This window comes from Janthinobacterium sp. NFX145 (assembly GCF_049810325.1).
Classification (GTDB): Bacteria; Pseudomonadota; Gammaproteobacteria; order Burkholderiales; family Burkholderiaceae_D; genus Janthinobacterium; species Janthinobacterium rivuli.
The window spans coordinates 3,699,878-3,720,661 of record NZ_CP187360.1; the positions used below are offsets into that span (position 1 = coordinate 3,699,878).

The window sequence follows — 20,784 nt, forward strand, 5'->3', positions numbered from 1 at the left end:
CTGAACCACGCCCAGCCTCCCAGCGAAAGTTATCCCAAGTGATTACCCCCATGAAGTCCGCATTTGCGCGCTGGCGCCTTGGCGCCCAGCCCGCCATCCCGCCCGCCCTGCTGAAAAACCTGGTTCCCATCGTCGTGCTGGCCATCGGCATCACCGCCATGGTGACCATGTATGCCTGGCGCGACCAGGCCAACTACAAGCCGGTGTTTGGCGCGCGCGAAAAAGTGGCCGTGACGGACATGATGGCCACCCTGGACGCCGAGCACATCCCCTACCGCCTGCATCCGGACAGCGGCCAGGTGCTGGTGCCCGACGCCATGCTGGGCAAGGTGCGCATGCTGCTCGCCTCGAAAGGCGTGACGGCGCAGCTGCCGGCCGGCCTGGAGCTGATGGACAAGAACGACCCGTTGGGCGTGTCGCAATTCGTGCAGGATGTGCGCTTCCGCCGCGGCCTGGAAGGCGAGCTAGCGCAAAGCATCATGACGATGGACGCGATCGCTTCGGCGCGCGTCCATCTGTCGATTGCGAAATCGACATCGTTTGTCGCCAGCGACGGCGACAAATCGTCCGCCTCCATCGTCGTGGCGCTGAAACCGGGCCGCACCCTGGCGCCGGAACAGATCGCCGCCGTCATCAACATGGTGGCCGGCAGCGTCGCCAGCCTGGCGCCCACGCGCGTGAGCCTGGTCGACCAGGGCGGCAACCTGCTGTCCGCGCACGTCGACCTGACGGATGGCTTCGATGCCTCGGCCGCCGGCAATGAAGGCGCGAAACGTTTTCAGGATGAAATCCGCCGCAACGTCACGGGCTTGCTCGGTCCCGTCATCGGCGAAGACAACTTCAAGCTCAGCGTGACGGCCGCCGTGAACAACGACCGCGTGGACGAAACCCTGGAAAAATACGGCGAAGCCCCGAAAGTGACGAGCGAAGCGATGCGCGAAGAGCAGGAACGCAACCGCACCGTGGCCGGCATTCCCGGCAGCCTGTCGAACCGTCCGCCAGCGGCCGCCGTGCCGGCACCGGCCGACGCCGCCGGCGCCGCGCCCGCCGATGGCGCACCGAAACCGTCCGACGACGGCACGGCCCGCAAGAACGCCACCACGCGCCAGTACGCCTACGACCGCAGCATCACGCAGATCAAGCGCAGCCGCGGCCGTCTGGAAAAACTCAGCGTCGCCGTGGTCCTCAACAGCGCCGCCGCACCGAATCCGAAAACCGGCTGGACCCCTGCCGAACTGGGCAATATCGAAAAAATGCTCAACAGCGGCCTCGGCATCAACGCCCAGCGCGGCGACAGCCTGAGCCTGACGGCGCTGGCCTTCCCGGCCAAGCCGCCCGTGGCGCAGTGGTGGGAAGAGCGCGACACCGTCGTCGATTTCAGCAGCTGGCTGCTGTACGCGCTGGGCGCCATCCTCGGCTACTTCCTGATCCTGCGTCCGCTGCTGCGTCTGCTGACCACGCGCCTGGCGCCGCCAGCGCTCAAGCAGATCGATCCCGCCATGGCCCTGGCCGGCAGCAGCGCCGCTGGCGCGAATGGCGCGGCCGTTGCCGGCGCGCCAGCCCTGGGCGTGAATGGCAGCCCGCTGGCGCTCGAAGGCGAGTCCGCCGGCGGCAACATGCCGGTCGTGCCGCTGCTGGAAAACTATGACTTGCCGCCACCAGGCTCGGCGGTCGACGTGATGGTCGACCACCTGAAAGTGCTGGCTGAAAAAGAACCCGAGCGTGTCGCCGAAGTCGTCAAACAATGGATGCAGAAAAATGGCCGAACTCAACAACAATAATCCCTCCGACGGCGCCGAGTACGAAAGTGCCAGCCTGAATCCCGTGGAACAGGCGGCCATCGTGCTGCTGAGCATCGGCGAAGAACAGGCCGCCAACGTGCTGCGCTGCCTGTCGCGCGAAGAATTGCTGGAAGTCACCCAAGTGATGTCGCGCATGAGCGGCATCAAGGTCGAATCCGTGAAAACGGCGATGCAGACCTTCTTCGACGACTACCGCCAGCAAAGCGGCGTGCATGGCGCCTCGCGCAGCTACCTGAAGCGCTCGCTGGACATGGCGCTGGGCAGCGATATCGCAAATAGCGTGCTGAACAACATTTACGGCGACGCCATCCGCCCCAAAATGGCGCGCCTGCAGTGGGCCTCGCCAAAATGGCTGGCCGAATACATCGTCAACGAACACGTGCAGATGCAAGCCGTGTTCCTGGCCTTTTTGCCGCCCGCGCTGGCCGGCCAGATCCTCGACGCCCTGCCCGTCGAAGGCCGCGACCTGGTCTTGCTGAACCTGGCGCGCCTGGACGAGATCGACCGCGACCTGCTGGTCGAGCTCGACGAACTGGTGGGCCGCTGCCTGGGCACGCTCGACACGCAAAGCACCAGCGTGGAAGGCATCCGCCAGGCGGCAGAGATTCTCAACCGCATGCCGGGCAACCGCGCCGCGCTGGTCGAACTGCTGCGCGCACACGATCCGGACGTGGTCTCGGAAATCGAACTGAGCATGTACGACTTCCTGATCCTGGCCACGCAGAGCGATGTCACGCTCACGCGCATCCTGGAAGACGTGCCGATGGAACAGTGGGCGATTGCACTGAAGGGCGCGGAACCGTCGATCCGCGACGCCGTGCTGAAAACCATGCCGCGCCGCCAGGCACAGAGCTTCGAAGACATGATGCGCCGTTCCGGCCCCGTGCCGCTGTCGCGCATCGAACAGACGCGCCAGGAAATCATGGCCACCGTCAAGGGCCTCGCCGATGCAGGCGAGATCGAAGTGCAACTGTTTGCCGAAGCGGTGATCGAATGAAACACTTCCGCTCGTATCGCTTCCCTCCCCTGTCGCAATTCATCGCCGCCGGCCAGCGTGCCTCCAACGAGGACACGGATGGCCAGTGGCAGGCGTCCGTCTCGGAAGGCTTCGAGCAGGGCCAGCGCGACGGCTACGAAGTGGGCCTGGTGCAAGGCCAGCAGGACGGCTACGACACCGGACGCAACGACGGCATGGCGCAGGGCCGCGAAGAAGGCCGCAATGAAACCCTGGTGGCGCTGGACCGCCTGGCGCGCCCCGTCGACGCTATCCTGCGCGACCTGAAAAAAGTGCGCGCCGATTACCGCGAAGCGCAGCGCAAGGAAGTGGTCGACCTGGTGGCCAAGGTGGCGCGCCAGGTGATCCGCGCGGAACTGGCGTTGCAGCCGGTGCAATTGCTGGCTCTGGTCGACGAGACCCTGGCCTCGATGCCGCCCACGCGCGAAGAAATCGACGTCTTCCTCAATCCGGAAGAATTGAAACGCATCAGCGAACTCGATCCGAAGCGCGCCAAGCGCTGGAACCTGATCGCCGACGCGCGCCTCGACGCGGGCGAATGCCGCATCAAGGCGGGCGACAATGAAGTCGACGCGGGCTGCCATCAGCGCCTGTCGGCCTGCATGGAGCAAGTCAGCAGCCACCTGGCGCTGGCCGCCGAACACGCGGACCAGGGCGCGCCTGCATGATCGCCGACACGCTGCGCAGTTTCGAGATCGGCGATATCCCGGTCGCGACGCCGACCGGCCGCCTGGTCGGCGCGTCCGGCCTGCTGCTGGAAAGCGCCGGCTGCCGCCTGCACACGGGCCAGCGTTGTCAAATTGAAACTGTGAGCGGCGAGTGGCTCGATGCACAAGTCGTCGGCTTTCGCGAAAAACTGTCCTATTTAATGCCGTTCAAGAAAGCCACCGGTCTGACCACCGGCGCGCGCGTACTGCCCCTGCCCGACAAGGCCAGCCTGCAGATCGGCCCATCGTGGCTGGGCCGCATGGTCAATGGCCTGGGCGAGCCGATCGACGACCTGGGCCGCCTCGGTGGCGAACACACGCTGGAAGTCACGCCGCCAAAAATCAATCCCCTGAAGAAACAACCGGTGATCGAGCCGCTGGACGTGGGCGTGCGCGCCATCAACAGCATGCTGACCCTGGGCAAGGGCCAGCGCGTGGGCCTGATGGCCGGTTCCGGCGTGGGCAAGAGCGTGCTGCTGGGCCTGATCACGCGCCAGACGGTGGCCGATGTCGTCGTCGTCGGCCTGATCGGCGAGCGGGGCCGCGAAGTGCGCGAATTCGTGGAAAAGTCGCTCGGCGCCGAAGGTCTCAAGAAGGCCGTGCTGGTGATCGCGCCGGCCGATGAATCGCCCTTGATGCGCATCATGGCCACCGAGTTGTGCCATTCGATCGCCGCCCATTACCGCGACCAGGGCAAGCACGTGCTGCTGCTGGTCGATTCGCTGACGCGCTATGCGATGGCCTTGCGCGAAGTGGCGCTGGCCCTGGGCGAGCCGCCGGCCACGCGCGGCTATCCGCCGTCCGTCTTTTCGAACCTGCCGCAACTGGTGGAAAGCGCCGGCAATGGCGCCCACCCGGAAGGCAGCATGAGCGCCATCTACACGGTGCTGGCCGAGGGCGACGACCAGCAGGACCCCGTGGTCGACACGGCGCGCGCGATTCTCGACGGCCACATCGTGCTCACGCGCGAACTGGCCGAGCGGGGCCACTACCCCGCCATCGACATCGCCGCCTCGATCAGCCGCTGCATGGCGCAGGTGATCACGCCGCCCCACATGCAGGCGGCGCGCGCGCTGAAAGCATCGATGGCGCGCCATGCGCGCGTGCGCGACCTGATCCCGCTGGGCGCCTACGTGCCCGGCGCCGACCCGATCACCGACCGCGCCGTCCAGTTGCACGCGCCCATCGAAGCCTTCCTGTGCCAGGGCACCAAGGAAGAGGCGCCGATGGGGCCGTGCATCGAACAACTTGAACAGATCATGGCCTAGGAGCATACGTGAGCGACGCGCATACCATCCGCAACCTGACCACCCTGGTCGGCCTGCGCAGCACCGAAGTGGAACGCCTGCAAGGTGAAATGGCGGCGCAGACGGCCGTGCGCGAGCGCTACCAGAAAAACCTGGAGCGCCTGACGGGCCTGTACACGGATAGCGGCCCCAGCGGCGCCCTGCCCCTGGCCCTGTCCGTCAACTGCGGCAACTTCAAGCAAGCCGTGATGCAGATGGCCGACCAGCACCGTACCGATTTGCACCTGCACGAAGCCAATATGGCCGTGTCGCAACGCGCCCTGAATACGGCCTGGGCCAAGCGCGAAGTGCTGGACCAGGTGCTGACGCAAAAACAAAAGCATGTTGCAAATGAGCAACACCGAGTTGATGCCAAGCGGCAAGACGAGCTGGCGACGCAATTCTGGTTCCGCGGGCAGGTAAAATGAGGTTGGTGTAAGTTTCTTTCAGGAAAACTTCACAAAACGGGAATGGGGGTCGCCTTATACCGGTATATCCCTTTATTCAGGAGTCTGGCATGGCAAACGTAATTACCGCACCGCAATACGATCCGATCCCAACGTCTGAAAAACTGGCGACCAAGGCTGTCGCTGCGCAAAAGGCAGCCCTGCAGGCACAGAACACGCTGGCCAGCAACACCAGCACGGCGCTGGGCAATCTGAAGTCGGCCATCTCGGCCTTCCAGAGCGCCATGTCGAGCATGACCAGCAGCAAATCGGTGCTGAGCCAGTCCGCCACCTTCCCGGCCGCCGGCTACGGCTCTGCCACGGCCGGCATCAATGCGACGCCGGGCACCTATTCCTTTTTCGTTGAAAAACTGGCCACGGCCAGCCAGATGTCGTATGGCGGCCTGAGCAGCGTCAACACGGCCGATGGCACGGGTACGCTGAAAGTCAAAATTGGCGATGGCGTGGGCGACAACACGCTCGACATCGACCTGGCCGCCGCCGACAAGGATGGCAACGGCACACTGACACCGCAGGAAATCGCTGCCGCCATCAATGGCAACAGCAAGAACAATTCGCGCGTCACCGCGTCCATCGTGACCATCAACAACCAGGCGCAACTGGTACTGACGTCGAATGCGACGGGCATTGCAAACGCCGCCACGCTCGACGCCAGCGGCGTCGACAATATCGCGCTGAAAGGCGCGCTGATCGCTCCGGCCAACATCAAGGAAGTCGTCAAGGCTGACGACGCCACCGTCTGGCTGGGCGGCAAACCCGGCGGCACGGCCATCACGCAAGCATCGAATACCTTCACCAACGTGCAGGATGTGAAAATCACCTTCACCCGCGCCATGAGTGCCGCAGAAGCGCCCGTGACCTTGACTGTGGCCACGGACAGCAGCGGCACCGCCGCCAACGTGCAGGCGTTCGTCGATGCCTACAACAAGCTGAAAAGCCTGATGGATGGCCTGGCCAGTCCCGGCAACCCGGAAAAGGGGATTAGCGCGGGCATCTTCGCCCATGATTCCGGCCTGAATGCCCTGCGCAGCAGCATGGGCGATGCACTGCGCCTGAACGTCAATGGCGTATCGCTGGTGTCCTACGGCATTACGGCCCAGCGCGACGGCACAATCAGCCTCAACACCGCCAAGCTGACGGCCAAACTGGCCGACAACCCGACGGGCCTCGACAAGCTTTTTGGCAACAACAGCCTGTCCGCCCCTGCCGGCGTGCTCGGTAGCCTGGACAAGGTACTGGGCCAGTGGAGCAATATCACCAAGGGCCAGATCACCCTGCGCCAGGCCGCCACGGAGAAGCTGCAGAAAAGCCTGGTCAAGAGCGGCGAGCGCCTCACGGCCCAATATGACACGGCATACAAACGTTTCCTCGATCAATTTACGCGCCTGCAAGTCATGCAGGAACAAATGAGCAAGACGTCCGATATGTTCGATGCCATGTTCAGCAACAATAAATCCTAAGGCGAGCGTGCCTGCCGCGCCGCCACAGTTAACATAGCGAGAATACAATAATGTTAAACAATGAAGCTTACGGCAACTACCACGCCGTCAACCTGGATGCCCAGACCGCCCGCGCCACACCGGTCGAGCTGGTACTGGTGCTGACGGACGGCCTGCTGGAAGAACTGGCGCGCGCGCGCGGGCATATCGTGGGCAAACGCTACGAACAAAAGGCCGTCAGCCTGGATAAATGCACGCAGATCATCAACGGTCTGTCGAGCTCGCTCGATTTCGACAATGGCGGCGAAGTGGTCGTCAACCTGGCGCGCCTGTACGACTATTGCGTGGCGCGCCTGTACACGGCCGGCATCAAGCTCGACCCGACCCTGATCGACGAGGTGACGACCTTGATGACCACCATCAAGCGCGGCTGGGTGGGCGTCCAGGCCAACAATGCCTAGGCGCGCCGCGCTGCAGCAGCTGAGCCGGCAATTGAGCGCGGCGATCGCGCAGCCGGACTGGGAAGCGATGGGAAAACTCTCGGCCAGCCTGGCGAAAAACATCCCGCTGCTGGCTGAACGGGGCGCATGGAATGCGCTGGAACAAACAGAATTGTTGCAATTGCGCAAAATTCACGCGCAAGCGGTTAAAATTTGCTCTGAGGAAAAAGAACGCCTGGGTCAACACCTGGGTGCATTACAGGCAAATAAGGAAGGTTGGGTCGCCTACGCCGCGCTCGGCGAATACGACTCGGACGGGAATCAAGCATGATCATGAACTTCAACAAGGCGCCGGCCGCTCCGGCACCGGCCGCCACTGCGGCATCCGCACCGGCGCCAGCGTCGGCACAGGCCGCTGCCTTGCCCGGCACGCCAGGCTACGGCAGCACTGGCGCCGCGCCCTCCGCCCTGCCCCTGTTTGCGCAGGTGCTCGACGTGACCGCCGTGGAAACGGCCGATGCGGGCACGCCCGCGCCCGCCCCCGCCAAGGATAGCGACAGCGACAGCCAGGCAGACAACAGCCTGCCAGCCATGGCCGCGCCCGTCATCGGCTTGCCGGTGACGCTGCTGCCGCCAACGGACGCGGCCGCAGCCGAGGCACGCGCCGCCGCGCAAGCGCAGACACAAGCGCAGGCGAATGTGGCGCAAGCCAACCCTGCACTCAACATCAGCCTGCACCCGGCGGCAATCACCCTCACCGCACAGGGAGCGGCGCAGCCGGCAGGCCGCGATACGCGTGAACCGCTGGCAGCGGCCATCCCGGCGACCGCCGCCAAAGGCAATGCACCGGCACAGCCGTTCGAATCGCTGCTGCAGCAAGCCGCTCCGGTGACCGCCGCAGCGGCCCCTGCCGCGCGCGATGGCGAACGTGGCGCCGCGACGCCTGCGCCAGCCACGCCCAACCTGGGCCTGACGGGCGCGGTCGCCAATACGGCTACGCCGCCCCCGGCCGGCGACACCATCAAGCTCAGCGGCCCTGCCCAGCAATGGCAGGAACCGTTGCGCGAAGCGCTGGGCGAACGCCTGCAGACGCAACTCGGCCGCAACAGCGAACACGCGACGATCCGCCTCGACCCGCCGATGCTGGGCCGCATTGAAATTTCCATCCGTCACACAGCCGGCGCGCTGCAGGTGAACGTCACGGCGTCGAACTCGGAAGTGTTGCGCCAGCTGCAAGGCATCGGCGAAAACATGCGCAGCGACCTGGCGCAGCGCCAGTACACCGACGTGGCCGTGAATATCAGCGCCACCCCGCGCAGCCCGGCCGCCCAGGCGTTTGCCGAAGGCGATGCGCGCGGCCAGCGCCAACCGGGCCGCCAGAACGATGATGCCGAGCCGGGCCGCGCCCTGTCCGACGGCAGCACAGCCGGTACCACTTACGCCATGCATGAGCGAGAAACTGCCTGATGAATATGAAAATGAAACTGATAGGCGGCTTTGTCGCCGTGGCCGTCCTGGCCGCCGGCGCGGCTGGCGGCGCCATGTGGTACCTGGCCAAGCCGGTTGCCGGCCATGCCGAGGTGGCCGAAGCGAAAGCCCCGCCCCCCGCCACAGGCAAGAAGGCGCGCAAGTTCATCACGCTGGACAAGGTCATCGTGATGCTGCGCCGCGGCCCCGGCGAAGGTGAAACGCATTACCTGTCGGCCGACCTGGTGATCGCCACCACCGAGGAAAAGGAAAAGCTGACCAAGGACCACTTGCCGCTGATGCGCTCGATCGCCGTCAGCACCCTGTCGAGCTTTCCGATGGACAAGGCGCAGACCATGACGGTGGAGCAATTTGCCGAGCAGATCAACAAGGCCTTCAATGTCAGCTATGAACGCGAGCAGATGGAAAAGCCGTTCACCGAAGTCATGGTCGGCAAGCTGATCATTGAATAAGCCGACACGCCAGACGACCTAGTGGGAGATCCCTTGGCCTATGTAGAGCAATACCAGGAAGCGTATGGCGCCGGCGAATATGCCGCCGCCAGCGCTTGCGCGGCCGTGCTCAGCGTTGCTGAAGAGCAACAACATCTGGTGGCGTACTCCCCGCTGGTGAAACGCATCGTGCGCCAGCTCAATTCGCAGGTGTCGGGCGCCATCGACCGCGACGACATGGAACAGATCGGCCTGATGGGCTTGCTCGAAGCCTTGCGCCGCTACGGCGTGCCGGACCAGTCGTTCGGCAGCTATGCCAGCCTGCGCATCCGCGGCGCCATCCTCGATGAACTGCGCCGCCAGGACTGGCGTCCGCGCGCCGTGCGCCAGGAAAGCCACCGCCTGCGCGACAGCGTGCGCGCCCTGACCCGGCGCCTGGGGCGCGAGCCGCTGGACGCGGAAATCATGGCGGCCCTGAAACTGACGCCGGAAGCCTTCCAGGAGTACCAGCTGGCGGAAAACGCCGAGCTGATCGCCAGTTTTGACGAAGTGCTGCAGGAAAGCCTGGGACAAGCGGACAGCGCCCCGAGCCCGGAAGAGCAATTGATGGTGCGGCGCAGCCTGGAACAGGCGCTGCGCACGCTGGACGAACGCGAGCAGCGCGTAATCCAGATGTATTACGAATTCGAACTGAGCTACAAAGAAATTGCCGCCGTGCTGGACCTGAGCGACGCCCGCGTCTGCCAGCTCAACAAGACGGCGCTGGGCAAGATGAAAGCCATGCTGCAAGACGCATAAGTTTCAGCACTAGTTTCAGCAACACCCATCAAATTGACGCAGCACAATGACGCAGAAAGGCAGTTGACATGGTAATTATCGGTATCTTAATCGTGATGGGGTGTGTATTCGGAGGCTTCGCCCTGATGGGCGGCACCGTCCATGCGATCTGGCAACCGGTCGAGTTGATCATCATCATCGGCGCCGCCGTCGGCGCGCTGGTGCTGGGCAACCCCAAGCATGTACTCGGTGAAATGCTGCACCAGATGCGCAAGATCGTCACGCACAAGAAGCAAGGCTCGGAATTCCAGCGCCAGTTGCTGCTGCTGATGTATGAACTGCTGCAAACGGCCGCCGGCGGCCTGAAGGCGCTCGACGCCCACGTCGAGGCGCCGCGCGAAAGCGCCCTGTTCCAGCGCTATCCGCTGGTGCTGGAAGAGCCAAAGCTGCTGGCCTTCATCGTCGACAACTTCCGCTTGATGGCGATGGGCAAGATCAACGCGCACGAACTCGAAGGCGTGCTGGAGCAGGAACTGGAAGCCATCCACGACGAATTGCTGCAACCGTCGAAATCCTTGCACAAGATCGCAGAAGCCATGCCTGGTTTCGGTATCCTGGCCGCCGTTCTCGGCATCGTGATGGCCATGAATTCCGTGGCCGACGGCGCCGATGCGGCGGAAATTTCGGAAAAAGTGGGCGCCGCCATGGTCGGTACCTTCATCGGCATCTTCTTTTGCTACGGCGTGCTCGATCCGATGTGCAACATGATGAAGCAATTGGTGGGCGAGGAAGGCTCGACCATGGAATGCGTGAAGGTCGTGCTGGTCACGCACGTGGCGGGCAAGCCGCCCCTGCTGGCCATCGATGCGGGCCGCCGTCTGGTGCAGCTGAACATCAAGCCGAGCTTCGCCCAGCTGGAAAGCTGGATCAATGCGCTGGAAGATGGCGGCGCCGAACAAGAGCAAGGCCAAGGCCGGGGAGGCCGCCGTGCTAAAGCCGCATGAGAAACATGAACAGGCCATCATCAAGCGTGCCGGTCGCAAGCATGATGACGATGGCCATGGCGGCGCCTGGAAAGTAGCGTTCGCCGACTTTTGCCTGGCCCTGCTGTCGCTCTTCCTCGTGCTGTGGCTGATGGCCGCGCGCGAGCAGCAGGCGATGAAGGAAATCATGATGGATGCGTCGGCAGGCAGCCGCCAGGGCGAAGGCCAGGGCGTCATGCCGGAACAGAAAGGCGGCCCGCGCGGCAGCCTGATCGAGCGCTTCCCCATGCCCCGCAAGGGCACGGGCGACACGCGCACGGAAGGCAAGCAGATGCAGGATGGCAAGGCTGGCTCCGCCCCGCCGAATCAGACCAAGGTCAGCTACCAGTCGCCGGAAGACTTGCTGTCCCTGTCGCGCGCGCTCGACAAGCTCAGCGACGAAGCGGGATTGAAGAGCAACCTGCAGTCGGTGATCACGCCGTACGGCTTGCGCGTCATGCTGCACGATACGGACAAGCAAGGCATGTTCGTGCGCGGCAGCGCCGTGCCGACCGACCGTTTCCGCAAGCTGCTGCGCCAGATGGGCCCCGTGTTTGCCCAAATGGAAAACCAGATGCTGATCGTCGGCCACACCGATTCGATGCAATACGCCAATACCGGCTATGAAGGCTTTTCGAACTGGACCCTGTCGGCCAACCGCGCCATGTCGGCGCGCGCGCAATTGTTGATCGGCAGCATGAGTCCTGACAGCGTGCTGCAAGTAGTCGGCATGGCCGACCGCGCGCCGCTGGACGTGAAAAATGCCAGCGCCGGCATCAACCGCCGCATCGAACTGTTAATATTGACGCGTGGCCAGGCTGACAGCATCGCCGCCATGTTCGGCATGGCCGGACAAAAGGCGCAGGGCGAAGAGTTGCAAGTGGGTGAACCGGATGCGGGCACCTTGCAGCGCCTGCGCGAGAAACTGGGCCTGCCCGCCAAGAAGGAGCGGGATGAGCATGCAAATTAAGGGCAAGGGACAACGTATGAAAATCTCCTCCGGCAATACCGGCGCTGCCGTACGCAGCAGCGCCGTCGCGCCAGCCGAGGCGATCGCCGAGAACGCGGGCGCCGCTGGCGCCATGGGCGGCTCCTCGGCCGGCGCGGAACTGCAATCGGCCGTGCTGCAACCGGCCATGGCCGCACTGCGCGCCATGCCCGAAATCGACCATGAGCGTGTGGCCATGCTGCGCGATGCGCTGGCCAAGGGCGAATTGCCGTTCGATCCGTCGAAACTGGCAGGCCTGATCCAGCGTTTCCACGGCGGCGAATCGTGACCGCGCCACGCAAGGGCATCACGCGCCAGGAAGCCATGCGCCGCGTATTGCAAGGCATGGCGGACGACCGCGCCGGCTATGCCGCCCTGCACACCTTATTGGAAGAGCAATTCCAGGCCACCCTGCACCACCAGAGCGCGCAGCTGACGGCACTGGCCGACCAGGTCATCGCCGCCGTCGAGCCGCTCGATGCGCGCCGCCGCCAGCGGGTCAGCCTCGTCACTGCCCTGCTGGGCCCGCAAGGCGATATGCCACAATTGTTTGCGTTGTTGCAAGAAAGCGCACGCACCACCGCCGAGCGCGACTGGGCCGCGCTCGAGCAGATGGTGCTTGAATGCAAGCGCCTGAACGCCCGCAACAGCGATTTATTAACAGAGCAGTACAGCATCATGCAGCGCGTGCTGCATGGCGAGGAAGATACCTATGCGCCAGGCTGATTTCCTGACCACCCGCGCCACGGCGGCAACGCCATCGACGGCAGCCACATCCGCCGTGCAAAGCAATATGCGCGCCACCGACGCCACGGGCTCCATCGGCAGCTTCAGCAGCGTGTTCCGGCAAGTGCAGGGCGAAGTGGCCCGCTTCATCGAACAGGGCGGCGGCAACGCCACCAGCCTGAACCCGCAAGGCCGCGCCTACCTGGAGCAAAGCCAGCCCGTCAATGTGCTGGGCAGCATCAGCCAGGGCGGCGAGATCGGCGAAACGCAGCAGCAATTCCTCGCCTCGATCAAACCGTGGACGCAAGAAACGGGCGCGCGCCTGGGCGTGGCGCCGGAAATCGTCGCCGCCCACGCGGCGCTGGAATCGGGCTGGGGCCAGCGTCCGCTGCGCCAGGGCACGGGTGCGGACACGAATAATCTGTTCGGCATCAAGGCCGGCGGCAAATGGCAGGGCGACGTGGCCAGCAATGTCACCACAGAATACGAGGCGGGCAGCGGCACGGCCCTGAAGAAAACCGAGCGTTTCCGCAGCTACCCGGACCAGGCCAGCGCCTTCCGCGACTATGCGCAGGTATTGCTCGACAACCCGCGCTACCGCGCCGCCCTGAACACGGGTGCCGATGCGGGTGCGTTCGCGCAAGGTCTGGCACGCGGCGGCTACGCCACCGATCCCAACTACGCCGCCAAGCTGACGCAGCTGGCGACACGTCTGCAGCGCACGGCCGCCGCAGACTGATACTCCTTAACGGCCGGGAATATCGGCCGGTTCCACGACGCCCGCATCGACCACCCTGGCACGTATCACCGTGCCGCTGGTGGCGTTGCGCACGCGAATCACCTCGCCCAGCGCGCCCGGATCCATCGCCTCGCCGGCCATGCTCACTTCCACCTGCTCCTTGCGCGCCACGATATTCACCGCACTGCCCCGCTTGATCAACACGGGTGATGCCAGTTGTCCCTCTCGCAACACTTCGCCAGCACGCAAGCTGCGCCGGCTCGACAGACCGACGGCGCCGGGCAAGGAAGCAATACTGTCGGGCACCATCGTCACGTCGCGCCGCGCCAGGGTCACGTCGCCCGCTTGCAACGGCGTATTCGCCGTGACGGGGACGGTGGTGACAGCCACCTGGGCCGTGATGCTGCCGCGCGCCAGCATTTCATAGCGCCAACCGTTGCTTCCAGGACACACCGCCACAAAGCGCATGCGCTGCGCCGAACGGCTGTCCGCCGTTTCCAGCGCGACGGGCGCCGCGCACGCCGGCACGGGGCGCGTGCTTTTTACCACGGTCACCTGGAACTGCGGTTCCAGCAGCCCCGCCGAGGCTGCTTGCCGTGTTAATTGCTCCCGCGCCAATTGTTCCACACGCGAAAATATATTGTCGGCTGGCAATTCTGCGCGTCCTGCACTACTATATAGGCTGGTCAGTAAAAATAGGCTTGGCAACAGTAGGTGACGACATTGCGCCTTGTTCCACATCACGGAATAGTTCTCAAAGTAAATCATTGCTAACCTTAATCAAAGATACTGAAGCGGCATGACCTTACCATGCGTCAACATGACCTGGCTGGGATTTTACCTCTGCACTACCTGTTTTCTAGCCCGAACCGCAAAAAGCACGAACGAATTCAACACAAAGGATGACCATGGGGATTAATTTCAAGGATGCGCTGGGCGTGCACGCCGATGCACTCGCGCTGCGTGCCGACCGTACACGCGTACTGGCCGCCAACATCGCCAATGAAAACACGCCCGGCTTCCAGGCCATGGACATGGATTTCGGCAGCGCCCTGCAGCAGTTGCAGGACAACGAGGCCGGCCTGCTGTCGACCGATGACGATGCCAGCGCCCTGTACCGCGTCCCCTACCACCCTAGCCGCGACGGCAACACCGTCGAAATCGGCGTCGAGCAGGCGGCGTTCTCGCAGAATGCCACCGACTTCCAGACCAGCCTGACTTTCGTCAACATGAAACTGAAGGGTCTGTCCAAGGCCATTTCCGGACAATAAGGATCAGCATGAGCTTCCAGGATATTTCCAAGATCGCCGGTTCGGCGATGGCGGCGCAAACCGTGCGCCTCAATACCATCGCCAGCAACCTGGCCAATGCCGATTCCGTTGCCGGTTCCGAAGGCGAAACCTACCGCGCGCGCAAACCCGTGTTTGCGGCCGTGATGGACGGCCCAGGCGCCAGCGGCGCCGGTGGACGGGTACAGGTCCTCGACGTGGTGCAAAGCGACGAGCCGCTGCGCAAAGTGTATGAGCCAGGCCACCCGATGGCCAATGCCGACGGCATGGTGTTCTACCCCAACGTCAATCAGGTGGCCGAGATGACCGACATGATGTCGGCGTCGCGCGCCTTTGAAACCAATGTCGAAGTTCTGGGCCGCATCAAGTCGATGCAGCAATCGCTCCTCAAATTAGGTGAAGCATAATCCATGGAAACCAATCTCTTTACAAACAACACCAGCGGCAGCAACAGCGGCAGCAATGCCGTCAAGTCGCAAAGCAATGCCACCCAGGATATGTTCACCAAATTGCTGGTCGCGCAGATCAAGAACCAGGATCCCCTGGCACCGACCGATCCGAGCCAGTTCGTCAATCAATTGACGCAGCAGGCACAAACGGAAGCGATGCAAAACCTGTCGGCGCTGACCAGCGCCAATGCCAGCGTGCTGCAATCGATGCAAGTGCTGGCCCTGGGCGCGCAAGTGGGCTCGGAAGTCATGGTCAACAGCGAAACGGTGCAGCTCGACAAGAGCAAGGTCAGCGGCACCATCGCGCTGGCCGCCAGCACCACCAAGACCACCGTCACCCTGAAAGGGCTGGACGACAAGGAATACAAGATCGAACTGGGCGCCAAAGCGCCGGGCACGGTGCCGTTCACCATCGATCCCGTGGCCTTGGGCTTGCCTGCTGGCACCTACAGCATGAAGGTCAGCACCAGCGGCACCGAAAAGCCATCGGTCGACATCGCAGGCAAACTCAACAGCGTGCGCCTGTCGTCCGGCGGCAGCATGATACTGAGCGTGTCGAACCTGGGCGAAGTCAACCCTGGCGCGATCACTGGCTTTAACGGCAAGACGGCCTGATCCGCCCGCCCCTTCGCTCCCTGCACACTAATCTCGTCCTTCACTAAAGGAAGTCAACATGAGTTTCGACATCGCCCTGTCCGGTATCCAGTCCATCAACCAACAGTTGAACAGCACCAGTAACAATATCGCCAACGCCGGCACCTACGGCTTCAAGAGCAGCCGCGCCAACTTTTCGGCCATGTACGCCGGTTCGCGCGCCACGGGCACGGAAATCGGCTCGATCACGCAAAGCATGTCGCTCAACGGCGGCGTGCTGAACACGGGCCGCGCGCTCGACGCGGCCATCGATGGCCGCGGCTATTTCGTCGCGCGCGATGCGCAAAACACCATGAGCTACAGCCGGGTCGGCATCTTTTCAGCCAGCAATGACGGCAAGCTGATCGACTCGAACGGCCGCCTGGTGCAAGGCTATGCCGCCGTCAAGGGCAGCACCACGCTGGGTACCTTGGGCGACATGCTCATTCCGACGGGCCAGATTCCCGCCGAGGCGTCGACCAAGCTGGCGTATGCCGCCAACATGTCGTCCGAATGGCCCATCAAGGCCGTGCCCTTCAACAAGACCAACGAACTGAGCTACAACAGCGCCAAGTCCTCGATCATCTACGATTCGCTGGGCGCCAAGCACTCGCTGGGCCAGTACTTCGTCAAGACGGCAGCGGGCGTCGACGTGCACTACACCCTGGACAACGTCGATGTGACATTGCCAGGGCCGGCACCAGCGCCGGCGCTGGTGACGAGCATGACGTTCGACACCTCCGGCAAGCTGACGATGACCGCGCCGGTCACGCTGGCGCTGGGCACGCCGACCGGCGCCGCGCCGCTGTCGATCGCCATCGACTACACGGGCACGACCCAGTTCGCGGGCGAATCGACCACCTCGACCGACCGCGCCGACGGCTATGCCTCGGGCACCTACACGGGCGTGGAACTGGCCGATGACGGCTCCGTCGTGGCGAAATACACGAACGGCCAGAAGCAAAGCATCGGCGTGATCGCCCTGGCCACCTTCCCCGACGAAGGCGCGCTGACGGCCGTCAACGATACCAGCTGGGTCGCCTCGACCACCTCCGGCACCGCCATCTATGACCGCCCGGGCGTCGGCATGGCCGGCAAACTGGTGACGAGCTCGCTGGAACAGTCGAACGTCGACATCACCTCCGAACTGGTGGGTCTGATGACGTCGCAGCGTAACTACCAGGCGAACTCGAAGGTCATCTCGACCGAGAACGCCATGCTGCAATCGCTGATGCAAGCGTTGTAATCGCCACCACGCAAAGGTAAAAAGCAATGGATGCGCTGATTTATACCGCCATGAGCGGGGCCGACCGTGCCCTGCGGGCACAGCAGGTACACGCCAACAACCTGGCCAACATCGAGACGGGCGGCTTTCGCGCCAACCTCGAGGTGTCCACCGCCCAGCCGTTGCAAAACGGCTATGGCTACGACGACCGCCACATGACGCAGACGCAGTCGAGCGCCATCGGTACGCGCACGGGCGCCATCAAGGAAACGGGACGCGAACTCGATGTGGCCGTCACGGGCCCCGGCTTTCTCGCGGTACAGTGGCAAAACGGCGAAGCCTACACGCGCGCCGGCGCCATGGATCTCGATGAAACGGGCGCGCTGACCATCAATGGCCGGCCCGTGCTGGGCGAAGGCGGACCGATCACGATACCCGAACACACCAGCCTGTCGATCGGCGGCGATGGCACGATTTCCATCCAGGTGCCGGGCACCGCGCAGATGCAGACGGTCGACAAGCTCAAGCTGGTCAACGCGGAAGCGGGCGAGCTGACCAAGAACGAAGCGGGCCTGATCGTGGCGCGCGGCGGCGAAGACTTGCAAGCCGATCCGGCGGTACGCATCCGCGACCGCCACCTGGAAGGCAGCAACGTCTCGGCCGTCGAGGAAATGGTCGCCACCATGAGCCTGAACCGCAGTTTCGAGATGCAGATGAAAATTTTCAAGGCCAGCGATTCCATGACGGAATCCGGTAACCGCCTGCTGGGCGCTTAAGCCCAACGCCAACCAATTATCAGGAGTAAACCATGAATCCAGCAATGTGGATCAGCAAGACCGGCGTGCAGGCACAAGATGCCAAACTGCAAGCCATCGCGAATAACCTGGCCAACGTCAACACCGTCGGCTTCAAGCGCGACCGCGTCGTCTTCGAAGACCTGTTTTACCAGGTCGAGCAGCAACCGGGCACACAGCGCGCCGACAATACCCTCTCGCCCTCGGGCGTACAGCTGGGTAACGGTACCCACATGGTCGGCACGCAAAAGGTGTTTACCACCGGTAGCCTGCAAACGACGAGCCGCGAATTCGACGTCGCCATCACCGGCAACGGTTTCCTGCAAGTGCTGCGCCCCAACGGCGAGGCAGCCTACACGCGCGCCGGCCAGCTGGGCATCAATGAAAACGGCGTGATGGTCAACGCCCAGGGCTTGCCCCTGGTGCCGCAGATCACCGTGCCGAACAACGCCACGGCCATCACCATCGGTGAAAACGGCATGGTCACGGCCACCGTGCCGGGCAATGTCGCCGGTACTGAACTGGGCCAGTTGAACCTCTCCAGCTTCGTCAACCCGACCGGCCTGCTGGCACTCGGTGAAAACCTGTTCCAGGAAACGGCATCGAGCGGCACACCGACGGAAGGCCGTCCCGGCGAAGGCGCCCTGGGCAAGCTGAAACAGTTCGCGCTGGAAGGCTCGAACGTACAAGTGGTCGAAGAGATGGTCGACATGATCGCAGCCCAGCGCACCTATGAAATGAACACAAAGGTGCTGTCGGCCGCCGACAATATGCTGCAATACCTGGCGCAAGCGGCACGTTGATGAAGGCCGCACTGAAAGCCGGAGCGGCGCTGCTGCTGATCCTGGCGGCCGGTTGCGCCAGCCAGCCGGTGGCCCCTCTGGCGCCCAGCTTTTCCGATACGCCGCTGCCCGTGGCGCCGCGCAGCGCTGCGCGCGGCGGCATCGCGGGCGGCGTCTTCAATCCTGACGCGGGACTGGCCCTGACTTCCGACAGCCGCGCCTTCCGCGTGGGCGACGTCGTCACGGTGGCCCTGCAGGAAACCACGCAGGCCAGCAAGAAGGCGGGCACCTCGTTCAACAAGGGCTCGTCCGTCGGCGTGCAGGCGGCCAACATCCTCGGCAAGACTTTCCCCAAGACGGGCATCGACCTGTCGGCCGACCGCAACTTCGCCGGCGACTCGACCAGCACGCAGCAAAACGCACTGTCCGGCGCCATCACCGTGATCGTGCAGGAAGTGCTGCCGAACGGCTTGCTGCGCGTGCAGGGCGAAAAAACCCTGACCCTGAACCAGGGCGAGGAATTCGTGCGCCTGCGCGGCTACCTGCGCGCGGCCGATATCGATTCCAACAACCAGGTGTCATCGTTGCGCATCGCCAATGCGCAGATCGCCTATTCCGGCCAGGGCACCCTGGCCGAAGCCAACAAACCAGGCTGGCTGACGCGCTTCTTCGTCGGCCCATGGATGCCGTTTTAAGGTGAGCTCATGAAATTTCGTTCCGCCCTGCCCCTGGCAGCCATGCTCGCTGCGCTGTCCGGCTTTGCCCTGCCCGCCAGCGCCGCGCAAGTGCTGCGCAACCTGGTCAGCATCGAGGGCGTGCGCGACAACCCGCTGGTCGGCTATGGCCTCGTCGTCGGCCTGAACGGCAGCGGCGACACCACCCAGGTGAAGTTTTCCAGCCAGTCCGTGGTCAACATGCTCAAGCAGTTCGGCGTCAAAATGCCGGACGGCGCCGAATCGAAAAGCAAGAACGTCGCCACCGTCATGGTCAGCGCCGTGTTTCCTCCAGGATACCGCCGTGGCCAGGCCATCGACGTCACCGTGTCGTCCCTGGGCGATGCGAAAAGCTTGCGCGGCGGCACCTTGCTGCTGACGCAGTTGCGCGCGGCCGACAATGAAACGTATGCGCTGGCGCAAGGCAACGTCGTCGTCGGCGGCCTGAACGCCACCGGCAAGAGCGGCTCGTCCGTTACCGTCAACACGCCCACCTCGGGCCGCATCCCCAACGGCGGCAATATCGAGCGCGAAATCCTCAGCGATTTCTCGACCAAACCGACCGTCACCCTGAACTTGCGCCACCCGCATTTCGAAACGGCGATCAATATCGTCGAAGCCGTCAACCGCCGCTTTGGCGCCGTCGCCACCACCAGCGACGCCACCAGCGTAGAAGTGCTGGCGCCGGAAAACCCGACCCAGCGCGTGGCCTTCATGGCCAAACTGGAAGCGCTGTCCGTCGATGTGGGCGTCGATACGCCGAAAGTGGTCTTCAATTCCCGCACCGGCACCGTGGTCATCGCCGAAGGCTTGCGCGTGAAGGCGGCCGCCGTCACGCACGGCTCGCTGAAAGTCGTCATTTCCGAAAGCTCGGCAGTGAGCCAACCGGCGCCGTTCGGCCGCGGCCAGACCACCGTCACGCCGCAATCGAAAGTGTCGGTCGACCAGGGCAACGGCAATATGTTCAAATGGCCGGCCGGCGCCAAGCTGCAATCGATCATCGACGTGGTCAACAGCCTGGGTGCCTCGCCCGATGATATCATGGCAATTTTGCAAGCCTTGGATCAAGCCGGGGCCATCGAAGGCGAACTGGTGGTAATTTGATGATCAATATCAATGACAGCAGCAGCGCCCTGCCCTCGGCGCTCGACGACAAGTCTCCTGCGGCGGCCACGCCGGCCGATCCCCGCTATGCGGCCAAGGCCACCGAGGCGGCCGTCAAGTTCGAAGCGTTCTTCATCTCGCACATGCTGCGCCAGATGCGCTCGGGCACGCGCGAGATGGCCGGCGAAGACAGCGTCTTCAAGGACCCCGTCAACAGCGACATGCTGGAAATGGCCGACAACCTGGTAGCCGACAAGATGGCCGGCCAGCGCGCCTTCGGCATCGCCGACGCCATTCTGCGCCAGTTGCTGCCGGCGGCCAACGCGCCCGTGGCAGCCAAAAGCACTGTCAAGACCGACAATATTGCAGCGCCGCTTAATAAAACCGTCTGAAGCGTCGCCTGTACAAGGTAACAACGATTCAAGGCCTGCCCACCCGCACGCGCCACACTCTTCACGAAAGAAACTT

General features: G+C 63.7%; 26 protein-coding genes. 25 read left to right on the forward strand and 1 reads right to left on the reverse strand.

All coding sequences use genetic code 11. The features are described 5' to 3' along the window. Window positions 1-50: 50 nt before the first annotated feature. The 16 genes from fliF (at window position 51) to ACPJXG_RS16520 (ending at window position 13,327) form a co-directional block, all read left to right on the forward strand. A complete protein-coding gene (gene fliF / locus ACPJXG_RS16445; RefSeq protein ID WP_402721050.1) occupies window positions 51-1,781 on the forward strand; it encodes a flagellar basal-body MS-ring/collar protein FliF in 1,731 nt (576 codons plus the stop codon). Then, window positions 1,759-2,799 (forward strand): flagellar motor switch protein FliG, encoded by a 1,041-nt coding sequence (locus ACPJXG_RS16450; protein ID WP_176388762.1) that lies wholly within the window; start codon window positions 1,759-1,761, stop codon window positions 2,797-2,799. The genes fliF and ACPJXG_RS16450 overlap by 23 nt, the downstream gene beginning before the upstream one ends. Continuing rightward, a complete protein-coding gene (gene fliH, locus ACPJXG_RS16455) occupies window positions 2,796-3,485 on the forward strand; it encodes a flagellar assembly protein FliH (RefSeq protein WP_034787861.1) in 690 nt (229 codons plus the stop codon). The genes ACPJXG_RS16450 and fliH overlap by 4 nt, the downstream gene beginning before the upstream one ends. Then, window positions 3,482-4,792 carry a flagellar protein export ATPase FliI gene (gene fliI, locus ACPJXG_RS16460; RefSeq protein WP_035818012.1) on the forward strand — a complete coding sequence of 437 codons (1,311 nt, stop codon included), beginning with the start codon at window positions 3,482-3,484 and terminating at the stop codon, window positions 4,790-4,792. Before fliH ends, fliI begins: the two co-directional genes overlap by 4 nt. A gap of 8 nt (window positions 4,793-4,800) precedes the next feature. Then, a complete protein-coding gene (locus tag ACPJXG_RS16465) occupies window positions 4,801-5,238 on the forward strand; it encodes a flagellar export protein FliJ (RefSeq protein WP_046684908.1) in 438 nt (145 codons plus the stop codon). Between the two features lie 89 nt (window positions 5,239-5,327). Continuing rightward, window positions 5,328-6,737, forward strand: coding sequence for a flagellar filament capping protein FliD (gene fliD / locus ACPJXG_RS16470; protein ID WP_035818011.1), 1,410 nt, complete (start codon window positions 5,328-5,330; stop codon window positions 6,735-6,737). A gap of 50 nt (window positions 6,738-6,787) precedes the next feature. Beyond that, on the forward strand, window positions 6,788-7,177 hold the full coding sequence (fliS, locus tag ACPJXG_RS16475; RefSeq protein WP_035818009.1) for a flagellar export chaperone FliS: 390 nt from the start codon (window positions 6,788-6,790) through the stop codon (window positions 7,175-7,177). Window positions 7,178-7,208: 31 nt separating this feature from the next. Then, entirely contained in the window at window positions 7,209-7,487 is a 279-nt protein-coding gene (locus ACPJXG_RS16480; protein ID WP_255206192.1) for a hypothetical protein, read from the forward strand. After that, the gene (locus ACPJXG_RS16485) at window positions 7,484-8,623 is read left to right on the forward strand and encodes a flagellar hook-length control protein FliK (protein WP_425251710.1); all 1,140 of its coding nucleotides are present in this window, start codon (window positions 7,484-7,486) and stop codon (window positions 8,621-8,623) included. Before ACPJXG_RS16480 ends, ACPJXG_RS16485 begins: the two co-directional genes overlap by 4 nt. Then, window positions 8,623-9,096, forward strand: coding sequence for a flagellar basal body-associated FliL family protein (locus ACPJXG_RS16490; RefSeq protein ID WP_081922386.1), 474 nt, complete (start codon window positions 8,623-8,625; stop codon window positions 9,094-9,096). The genes ACPJXG_RS16485 and ACPJXG_RS16490 overlap by 1 nt, the downstream gene beginning before the upstream one ends. Window positions 9,097-9,129: 33 nt before the next feature. After that, the gene (locus tag ACPJXG_RS16495; RefSeq protein ID WP_176388759.1) at window positions 9,130-9,873 is read left to right on the forward strand and encodes a FliA/WhiG family RNA polymerase sigma factor; all 744 of its coding nucleotides are present in this window, start codon (window positions 9,130-9,132) and stop codon (window positions 9,871-9,873) included. A gap of 68 nt (window positions 9,874-9,941) precedes the next feature. After that, a complete protein-coding gene (motA, locus tag ACPJXG_RS16500) occupies window positions 9,942-10,856 on the forward strand; it encodes a flagellar motor stator protein MotA (protein ID WP_034757817.1) in 915 nt (304 codons plus the stop codon). Next, window positions 10,783-11,844, forward strand: coding sequence for a flagellar motor protein MotB (locus ACPJXG_RS16505; protein ID WP_425251711.1), 1,062 nt, complete (start codon window positions 10,783-10,785; stop codon window positions 11,842-11,844). The genes motA and ACPJXG_RS16505 overlap by 74 nt, the downstream gene beginning before the upstream one ends. A 16-nt stretch (window positions 11,845-11,860) precedes the next feature. Next, window positions 11,861-12,151, forward strand: a complete 291-nt coding sequence (gene flgM, locus ACPJXG_RS16510) for a flagellar biosynthesis anti-sigma factor FlgM (RefSeq protein WP_034757812.1) — start codon at window positions 11,861-11,863, stop codon at window positions 12,149-12,151. Beyond that, on the forward strand, window positions 12,148-12,588 hold the full coding sequence (gene flgN, locus ACPJXG_RS16515) for a flagellar export chaperone FlgN (protein ID WP_081922385.1): 441 nt from the start codon (window positions 12,148-12,150) through the stop codon (window positions 12,586-12,588). Before flgM ends, flgN begins: the two co-directional genes overlap by 4 nt. Beyond that, complete coding sequence (locus tag ACPJXG_RS16520; RefSeq protein ID WP_425251712.1) at window positions 12,575-13,327, forward strand: glycoside hydrolase family 73 protein; 753 nt, start codon at window positions 12,575-12,577, stop codon at window positions 13,325-13,327. Before flgN ends, ACPJXG_RS16520 begins: the two co-directional genes overlap by 14 nt. Before the next feature lie 6 nt (window positions 13,328-13,333). On the opposite strand, the gene flgA is transcribed toward ACPJXG_RS16520, so the two are convergent. Then, the gene (gene flgA / locus ACPJXG_RS16525; RefSeq protein WP_425251713.1) at window positions 13,334-13,981 is read right to left on the reverse strand and encodes a flagellar basal body P-ring formation chaperone FlgA; all 648 of its coding nucleotides are present in this window, start codon (window positions 13,979-13,981) and stop codon (window positions 13,334-13,336) included. A gap of 254 nt (window positions 13,982-14,235) precedes the next feature. Here flgA and flgB point away from each other — a divergent pair, with 254 nt between their 5' ends. Genes flgB through ACPJXG_RS16570 form a run of 9 tightly spaced genes read left to right on the forward strand, consistent with a single transcriptional unit; the run spans window position 14,236 to window position 20,708 of the window. After that, on the forward strand, window positions 14,236-14,598 hold the full coding sequence (gene flgB, locus ACPJXG_RS16530) for a flagellar basal body rod protein FlgB (RefSeq protein WP_034758109.1): 363 nt from the start codon (window positions 14,236-14,238) through the stop codon (window positions 14,596-14,598). A gap of 8 nt (window positions 14,599-14,606) precedes the next feature. Beyond that, entirely contained in the window at window positions 14,607-15,023 is a 417-nt protein-coding gene (flgC, locus tag ACPJXG_RS16535; RefSeq protein ID WP_034757795.1) for a flagellar basal body rod protein FlgC, read from the forward strand. A 3-nt stretch (window positions 15,024-15,026) separates the two neighbouring features. Then, on the forward strand, window positions 15,027-15,680 hold the full coding sequence (locus ACPJXG_RS16540; RefSeq protein ID WP_099402308.1) for a flagellar hook capping FlgD N-terminal domain-containing protein: 654 nt from the start codon (window positions 15,027-15,029) through the stop codon (window positions 15,678-15,680). Between the two features lie 58 nt (window positions 15,681-15,738). Continuing rightward, complete coding sequence (locus ACPJXG_RS16545; protein WP_099402309.1) at window positions 15,739-16,944, forward strand: flagellar hook protein FlgE; 1,206 nt, start codon at window positions 15,739-15,741, stop codon at window positions 16,942-16,944. A gap of 26 nt (window positions 16,945-16,970) precedes the next feature. Continuing rightward, on the forward strand, window positions 16,971-17,699 hold the full coding sequence (locus tag ACPJXG_RS16550) for a flagellar basal body rod protein FlgF (RefSeq protein WP_035817998.1): 729 nt from the start codon (window positions 16,971-16,973) through the stop codon (window positions 17,697-17,699). 32 nt (window positions 17,700-17,731) lie between these two features. Continuing rightward, on the forward strand, window positions 17,732-18,520 hold the full coding sequence (flgG, locus tag ACPJXG_RS16555; protein ID WP_167468652.1) for a flagellar basal-body rod protein FlgG: 789 nt from the start codon (window positions 17,732-17,734) through the stop codon (window positions 18,518-18,520). Beyond that, window positions 18,520-19,194 (forward strand): flagellar basal body L-ring protein FlgH, encoded by a 675-nt coding sequence (gene flgH / locus ACPJXG_RS16560; RefSeq protein WP_225240929.1) that lies wholly within the window; start codon window positions 18,520-18,522, stop codon window positions 19,192-19,194. The genes flgG and flgH overlap by 1 nt, the downstream gene beginning before the upstream one ends. 9 nt (window positions 19,195-19,203) lie before the next feature. Beyond that, on the forward strand, window positions 19,204-20,316 hold the full coding sequence (locus ACPJXG_RS16565) for a flagellar basal body P-ring protein FlgI (protein ID WP_034787825.1): 1,113 nt from the start codon (window positions 19,204-19,206) through the stop codon (window positions 20,314-20,316). After that, window positions 20,316-20,708 (forward strand): flagellar biosynthesis protein FlgJ, encoded by a 393-nt coding sequence (locus ACPJXG_RS16570; RefSeq protein ID WP_425251714.1) that lies wholly within the window; start codon window positions 20,316-20,318, stop codon window positions 20,706-20,708. Before ACPJXG_RS16565 ends, ACPJXG_RS16570 begins: the two co-directional genes overlap by 1 nt. The last annotated feature ends 76 nt before the right edge of the window (window positions 20,709-20,784 follow it).